A 6,883-nucleotide genomic window follows, 5' to 3' on the forward strand; every position below is an offset into this window, starting at 1 on the left:
CGTCTGCTGGTGCGCCTCGGCGAGCCCGGCGCCCAGGACCCCGAGGCGTACGAAGGGCTCCTCACCCGGCTGCGCGCGACCCGCGCCGAGGGCGAGCTGTTCGCGCTGTTCCCGCAGCGACTGCCGGGGCGCGCCCCGCAGCAGGAGCGCCCGGAACAGCGCGCCGAGACGACCGGAAAGAGCTGAGAGGACGCAATGCCGATCGGTACCGCTGCCACGGAGGCGCAACAGGCGTCCGGCGATGGCCGGCACGAGAATCCGCTCACCGGCCAGGAAGCGCGCGTGAGTTCACGCGTCGCCACCTTGGAGGAGCGCTTCGCGGACCCCCACGACGAGAGCAACGAGCTCTCCTACGCGCGTCTGCTCCAGGCCGACGAGGCGGGCGAACTGCCCCGCGAGGGCGAACGCCTCCTGGACGACCTCGTGCTCAACGCCGACTTCGTGCCGCGTGAACTGGGCGGCCGGCTGGAGCGGGTCGACACCCTGGTCCGGGTGATGCGCCAGCTCTTCCGGCGGGACGTCGCGCTCGGCCTCGGCTACGGCGTCACGTCCTTCATGGCCGCGGTCAACGTGTGGACCTCCGGCAGCGAGGAGCAGCGCCGCCACCTGGCCTCGCTCCTGCTGGACGGCGGCAAGGTGTCGGTGGCGTACCACGAGCTCGCCCACGGCAACGACTTCGTGCGCAACGAGTTCGAGGCGCGGCCCTCCGTGGGCGGCGGCTACCTCCTCAACGGCGCCAAACAGGTCATCAACAACGCCGACCGGGCCGACGCCTGGGTGCTCTTCAGCCGTACGGACCCCGCACCCGGCAGCCGCAGCCACTCCGTTCTGATGACGGAACGCGCGGGACTCGACCCCGCCAGACACCGGGTACTGCCCCGCTACGACGCCGTCGGCGTCCGGGGCTGTCACCTCTCAGGCCTCGAGTTCGACGACTGCCCCGTCCCCGCCTCCGACCTCGTCGGCGAAGTGGGCCACGGCGTCGAAGTCGCCCTCAGGGCCTTCCAGTTGACCCGCAGCGCGATGCCGGGCATGGCGCTGGGCGCGGTGGACACGGGGCTGCGCACGGTCGTGCGCTTCGCCGCCCGGCGCCAGCTCTACCGCCGCACCGTGCTGGAGATCCCGCACGCCAGAGCGACCCTCACCGGCGCCTTCCTGGACCTGCTGATCTGCGACAGCCTCTCGCTCACCGCGTCGCGCGCCGTGCATCTGCTGCCCGGGGAGACGAGCGTGTACGCGGCGGCGGTGAAGTACCTCGTGCCGCGCATGCTCGGCGACACCATGAACGCCCTGTCGGTCGTGCTGGGGGCCCGCTACTACGTCCGCGAGGGCGAGTTCGGCATCTTCCAGAAGCACATCCGCGACCTGCCCGTGCTCAGCCTCGGGCACGCCGGATCGGCGGCGTGCCAGGCGACCATCATCCCGCAGCTGTCCCGGCTGGCCAGGCGCTCCTGGTTCCAGTCCGAGCCGGCAGAGCCCCGGCTCTTCCGTCCGCGCGAGGAGTTGGGGCCCGTCCCCTACGACAAGCTCACCCTCGCCGCCCGTACGGACGCCCTGAGTGCCACGCTCGTCGCGGCCGTCGACCAACTGCCGGGCGGCACACCGCAGGAGAGGGCGGCACACAACCTCGCGCTGGGCCTGACGGGGGAGTTGCGCAGGCTCCAGGAGAGCAGCCGCTCCCTCACCCCGCAGAACCGCACCGCGCTCGCGAGCCCGGAGACCTTCGAACTCGCAGACCGGTACGCGGTACTGCTCGCCGCCGCATCCGTGATCGGCGTGTGGCAGCAGGCACGCCACGACGAGGACCCCTTCCTCGCCGACGCCGCCTGGGCCGCGGCGGCGCTGCACCGCCTGGCACGACGCCTCGGACAGCAGCCCCCGGACCTGCCCGACGGCTGCGAGAGCCGCGTGCACGAAGAAGTGCTGCGCCGCTTCGAGGAGCAGCGCAGCTACGACCTGTACGACACCCCGCTGGCCGGCTGACCGCCGGCCGAGGAGATCCAGCATTCCCGCTCACCACCCGCCACCACGGATCGACTGCCGATCCCCGCCGAGGAGTTCGCCATGTCCGCACCCACCACCGGTCCCACCGCCCAGGCACTGTCCACCTGGCTGGTCGAGCGCATCGCCGGCTATCTGCAGCGCGAGACCGCCGAGATCGACCCCACCGTGCCGCTCGCCGAGTACGGACTGGACTCGGTCGCCGCGCTCAGCCTCTGCGGCGACATCGAAGAGGACTTCGAGATCATGGTGGAGCCCACCGTGGCCTGGGACTACCCGACGGTGCAGGCGCTGACCGGGCACCTGCTGGAGGAGTTCGCAGCCGGACCGGGGGCAGCCTGATGGGCGCTCCCGCAGGCAGGCTCGCCGTCGTCGGCATCGACTGCCGCTTCCCCGGGGCGCCCGACACCGGAGGCTTCTGGGACCTGCTGATGCGCTCCGGTGACGGCGTCAGCCACGTACCGCAGCAGCGCTGGGACGCAGGCAGCTTCCACTCCGCAACCGGTGCCGAAGGACGCTCCAACACCACCGAGGGCGGCTTCATCAGCGACGCCGACGCCTTCGACAACGAGTTCTTCACCGTCTCCCCCCGCGAGGCGGCCGCGATGGACCCGCAGCAGCGGCTGCTGCTCCAGTCCGCGTGGCGCTCCGTGGAGGACGCCGGCTACCCGCCCCACGGTCTGAGCGGATCCAGCACCGGGGTGTTCGTCGGCATCATGAGCAACGAGTGGGCGCAGCTGCACCTGACCGACTACCCGCGGGTGACCGCCCACGTCGGCTCGGGCAACGGCTACTGCATGACGGCCAACCGCATCTCCTACCACCTGGATCTCAAGGGACCCAGCCTGGCAGTCGACACGGCGTGCTCCTCCTCGCTCGTGGCCACGCACCTGGCGGCCAACGCGCTGCTCGCGGGGGAGTGCGACCAGGCCGTCGTCGGAGGCGTCAACATCGCGCTCACACCGGCGCTTTCGATCTTCTACACCCAGGCCGGGCTCTCCGCCCCCGACGGGCGCTGCAAGCCCTTCAGCTCCGAAGCCGACGGCATCGGACGCGGTGAGGGCGTCGGCACCGTCGTACTGCGCAGGCTGGAGGACGCCGTCGCGGACGGGCAGCGCGTGTACGCCGTCATCCGCGGCACCGCCGTCAACCAGGACGGCCGCAGCAACGGCCTCACCGCGCCCAACCGCTGGGCCCAGCAGGACGTGCTGGCCGCGGCGTACCGCAGGGCCGGGGTGGAGCCCTCGGAGGTGACCTTCACCGAGGGACACGGCACCGGCACCGCGCTCGGCGACATGATGGAGGTGCGGGCACTCGGACACCACCACGCGGGACGCTCCGGCAAGCCGATGGCGCTGGGCTCCGTCAAGGGCAATCTCGGGCACACCGAAGGCGCCGCCGGAATCGCGGGTCTCATCAAGGTGGCCCTGGCGCTGCATCACCGCACCGTCCCCGCCAGCAGGTTCGCCGCACGTGAGAACGGCGGGCTCCGGCTGCGCGAACACGGGCTGCGGCTGTTGAAGGCGCCGCTGCGGCTGCCGTCCGGGCCGACCGTGGCAGGGCTCAGCAGCTTCGGCATGGGCGGCACCAACGCACACGCCGTACTGGAGTCCGCACCGGCACCTGCACCTGCGGCCGCAAGGCCCGCCGGGCCGCCTGCCGCCGTCGGGACCGGTGCCGGCGCCCCTCTCTTCACCCTCACCGCACCCACGCCGGAGGCGCTGCGCCGCAATCTGAGTGCCCAGGCGGACGCCGTCTCCGCGCGCAGGGTGCCGTTCGGCCCGCTGTGCTGGACCAGCAACACGGTCAAGTCCGGGCACCGACACCGCTTCGCCGTCGCCGCCGCGGACACCGGTGAACTCGCCGGGCTGCTGCGTTCGGCCGCGGAAGGCGAGGACGTCCTCCAGAGGAGCACCGGCACCACGTCCGAGCAGCGCATCGCGTTCCTCTTCACCGGCCAGGGTTCCCAGTACCCGGGCATGACGGCCGGCCTCTACCGCGACTCGCCGCTCTACCGGCGCTTCCTCGACGAGGCAGACGAGGCGCTGCGCGCTCACACCGGCACGTCCGTACGCGAGTTGATCCTCGGCGGTGACGAGTCCGTCCACCGTACGGAGGTCACCCAGCCCGCGCTCTTCGCCGTCGGCTGGGCACTCGGCCGCACCCTCACCGAACTCGGCGCGAAGCCCGACCTCTTGCTGGGGCACAGCGTCGGCGAGTTCGCCGCGGCCGTTCTCGCGGGGGCCCTGACGTTGGAGGGCGCCGCCCGGCTGATCGCCGCGCGCGGCCGTCTGATGCAGGAACTCCCCGCCGGCGGCGGCATGCTGGCCGTCCGCGCGGGACGCGAGTCCCTGGCCGCCCGTGTCGCCGACGAGCCGGAGGTGAGCATGGCGGTGGTCAACGGGCCGAGCGCCACGGTGCTCGCCGGGGACATCACGGCGCTCGAGCAGATCGAGAAGGAGCTCGGCTCCGAGGACGTCACCACCCGGTGGCTGAAGGTCTCGCACGCCTTCCACTCGCCGCTCATGGAGCCGATGCTCGATCAGTTCGCCGAGGTGGCGCGCGAAGTCGGCGGGGGAGTACCGCAGTTGCCCGTCTACTCCACCGTGCACGGGCGGCTGCTGGCGGGCGAGGCGATGGACGCCGACTACTGGACCGCCCACGTCAGGTCTCCGGTCCTGTACGCGGACGCCGCAGCCGCGCTCATCGAGGATGCCCCCACGCACATGGTGGAGGTCGGGCCGCAACCCGTCCTCACCTCCCTCGCGCGCCGTCTCGGCCCCCCACCCTCCGGTGCCCGCCCGTCCGTCGCGCTGCCCGTCAAGGGCGAGGAGTCCGGCGGCCGTGACCTGGCCGAGGCGCTCGCGGTGCTCTACCGCGACGGCCTCGACGTCGAGTGGGAGGCGCTGTACGCGGCGGAGGAGCGGGTGCGGCAGCGGATCGCTCCGTACGAGTTCTCCAAGGAACACCGCTACTGGGCGGCCAATCCCGTGACGCCTGTGACTGCCGCGCCGGCTGCCGTCGCCGCCGGCGGGACGACGGCGGCCGGGTCCGAGCCGGAAGAGGAACACTCCGGTGCGCCGGCGCCGGCGCCCGCGGTCTCGGGTGACGGCGTCGCGGACGCCGTACTCGCGGTCCTCGGTCAGGTCGGCGGATACGAGCCCGCCGAACTCGCCCCGCACCTGCGGCTGTACGAGGACCTCGGCTTCGACTCGGTGATGGTGATGGAGCTCAAGGGCCGGATCGAGGAGCACGTGACCGGCGGCAGCGAGCTGGAGATGCAGGAACTGCTGCTGCGGCTCTCCTCCGTCGGCGACCTCATCGGATATCTGCGCCGGCACCCGGCCACACGTAGCAGTCAGGAGAAGAAGGCATGACCGAGACACGCCAGGACGGGAGCGCGGGCGGCACTTCGCCCGCGACCTATCTCGCGTCCGTGGGCACCGCCCTGCCCGGTGAGGCGGTGGACAACAACACGCTCGCCAAGACGCTCGGCGTCAACGCTGAGTGGATCGAGGTCTTCATCGGCACGAAGACCCGGCACTTCGCCCGCGACCTGGCAACCGGCACCGTGCGGTGGTCGCTGGCCGATCTGTGTGCGGAGGCGGCCGGGAAGGCCCTGGCCGCGCCCGGCGTCGACCCGCAGGACATCGAGTTCATCGTGCTCGGCACGGCCACGCCCGACACCCTGATGCCGGCGACCGTCAACCACGTCGCCGACCAGCTCGGCCTCGACCAAGTGCCCACCTTCCAGCTGCAGTCGGGCTGCGCGGGCGCCGTACAGGCACTGAGCGTCGCACGCAGCATGATCGCCTCCGGCGAGTACCGCACCGGCCTGGTCATCGGCGGCGACGTGTGCAGCAAGCACCTCGACCTCCAGCGCGACCTGACCGGCGCCGCCCCCGGCGACCTCGTCAACTTCGTGCTCTTCGGGGACGGAGCCGGCGCCGCGGTGCTCACCGACGAGCCGCGCGGGCAGCGCGTAGCCCTGCGCGAGGTCCTCAACCGCTTCACCGGTCTCGGCCGCGAACCCGGCCAGGTCATCGAGTGGTTCGGGCTCGCCGACCGGCACGAGGACCGGCAGGCGCTGCGGGAGGACTACAAGGCCATCGAGGAGTCCGTCCCGGTGATGGCGGTGGAGATCCTCTGGGAGCTGCTCGGTGAACTCGACTGGCAGGCCGAGGACTTGGACTACCTGCTCCCGCCGCAGCTCTCCGGCCGCATGACCCGGCTCATCACCGAACAGCTCGACGTCCCCACCGCGCGCGAGGTGTCGTGCGTGGCGGAGACCGGCAACAACGGCAACGCACTTCCCTTCCTGCAGATCGAGAAGCTGCTGGAGCAGATGACCGACGGGCAGAAGGCCCTGGCCGTCGCCATCGAGTCCAGCAAGTGGATCAAGGCCGGTTTCGCCCTGGAGAAGACCTCATGACCATCAGCAGCACCGACGGATTCACCCTCGAGCACTTCACGCACCTCGTCCAGGACGAACTCGGACTCCCCGTCACCGAGGGGCAGTTGAGCACCGACTTCGACGAACTCCCCGACTGGGACTCCCTCCACCTCCTCAAGCTCGTCACCGCCTTGGAGCCCGCCGCCGGACGGTCCGTTCCGGTCGGCAGGGTGCTGGAGGCCCGCAGCCTGAAGGAGATCTACGACCTGGCGGTGTCCGGTTGACCTCGCGTGAGAGCGGCGGGGCGCGCACCCACACGGAGCGTGGGCGGCGCCACACCCTCTTCTTCCTCGAATGGGCCGCCCAGCAGCGTCCCGTGCACCTCGACACCGACATCGACATGACCCGCGTCCAGCAACACCGCGCGGCCGCCCGCGCCCGGGGCGAGCGCTACTCGGTGGTGAGCTACCTGCTGTACGCGGCGGGACG

The 6,883-nt window shown here is 71.7% G+C and carries 6 protein-coding genes and 1 pseudogene; all 7 read left to right on the forward strand.

The genetic code is table 11. The features are described from left to right. The coding region (locus tag H5J26_RS26595) for a hypothetical protein (RefSeq protein WP_181768514.1) at positions 1-186 on the forward strand (186 nt) is incomplete at its 5' end. A 9-nt stretch (positions 187-195) separates the two neighbouring features. Next, positions 196-1,983, forward strand: a complete 1,788-nt coding sequence (locus tag H5J26_RS26600) for an acyl-CoA dehydrogenase (protein WP_181768515.1) — start codon at positions 196-198, stop codon at positions 1,981-1,983. A gap of 81 nt (positions 1,984-2,064) precedes the next feature. After that, positions 2,065-2,343, forward strand: coding sequence for an acyl carrier protein (locus H5J26_RS26605; protein ID WP_181768516.1), 279 nt, complete (start codon positions 2,065-2,067; stop codon positions 2,341-2,343). Then, the gene (locus H5J26_RS26610; RefSeq protein WP_181768517.1) at positions 2,343-5,378 is read left to right on the forward strand and encodes a type I polyketide synthase; all 3,036 of its coding nucleotides are present in this window, start codon (positions 2,343-2,345) and stop codon (positions 5,376-5,378) included. The genes H5J26_RS26605 and H5J26_RS26610 overlap by 1 nt, the downstream gene beginning before the upstream one ends. Continuing rightward, entirely contained in the window at positions 5,375-6,433 is a 1,059-nt protein-coding gene (locus H5J26_RS26615) for a 3-oxoacyl-ACP synthase III family protein (RefSeq protein WP_181768518.1), read from the forward strand. Before H5J26_RS26610 ends, H5J26_RS26615 begins: the two co-directional genes overlap by 4 nt. After that, a complete protein-coding gene (locus H5J26_RS26620) occupies positions 6,430-6,678 on the forward strand; it encodes an acyl carrier protein (protein ID WP_181768519.1) in 249 nt (82 codons plus the stop codon). Before H5J26_RS26615 ends, H5J26_RS26620 begins: the two co-directional genes overlap by 4 nt. Continuing rightward, positions 6,675-6,883: pseudogene (locus H5J26_RS26625) on the forward strand (acyltransferase); the annotation flags it as partial. The gene H5J26_RS26620 and the pseudogene H5J26_RS26625, both read left to right, overlap by 4 nt.

Source organism: Streptomyces albidus (ex Kaewkla and Franco 2022), assembly GCF_013870515.1.
GTDB lineage: Bacteria > Actinomycetota > Actinomycetes > Streptomycetales > Streptomycetaceae > Streptomyces > Streptomyces albidus.

Bases quoted from the DNA above. Each gene is read 5' to 3' on its own strand.
- H5J26_RS26600 (WP_181768515.1), top strand. From the start codon at position 196: ATGCCGATCGGTACCGCTGCCACGGAGGCGCAACAGGCGTCCGGCGAT.
- H5J26_RS26605 (WP_181768516.1), top strand. From the start codon at position 2,065: ATGTCCGCACCCACCACCGGTCCCACCGCCCAGGCACTGTCCACCTGG.
- H5J26_RS26610 (WP_181768517.1), top strand. From the start codon at position 2,343: ATGGGCGCTCCCGCAGGCAGGCTCGCCGTCGTCGGCATCGACTGCCGC.
- H5J26_RS26615 (WP_181768518.1), top strand. From the start codon at position 5,375: ATGACCGAGACACGCCAGGACGGGAGCGCGGGCGGCACTTCGCCCGCG.
- H5J26_RS26620 (WP_181768519.1), top strand. From the start codon at position 6,430: ATGACCATCAGCAGCACCGACGGATTCACCCTCGAGCACTTCACGCAC.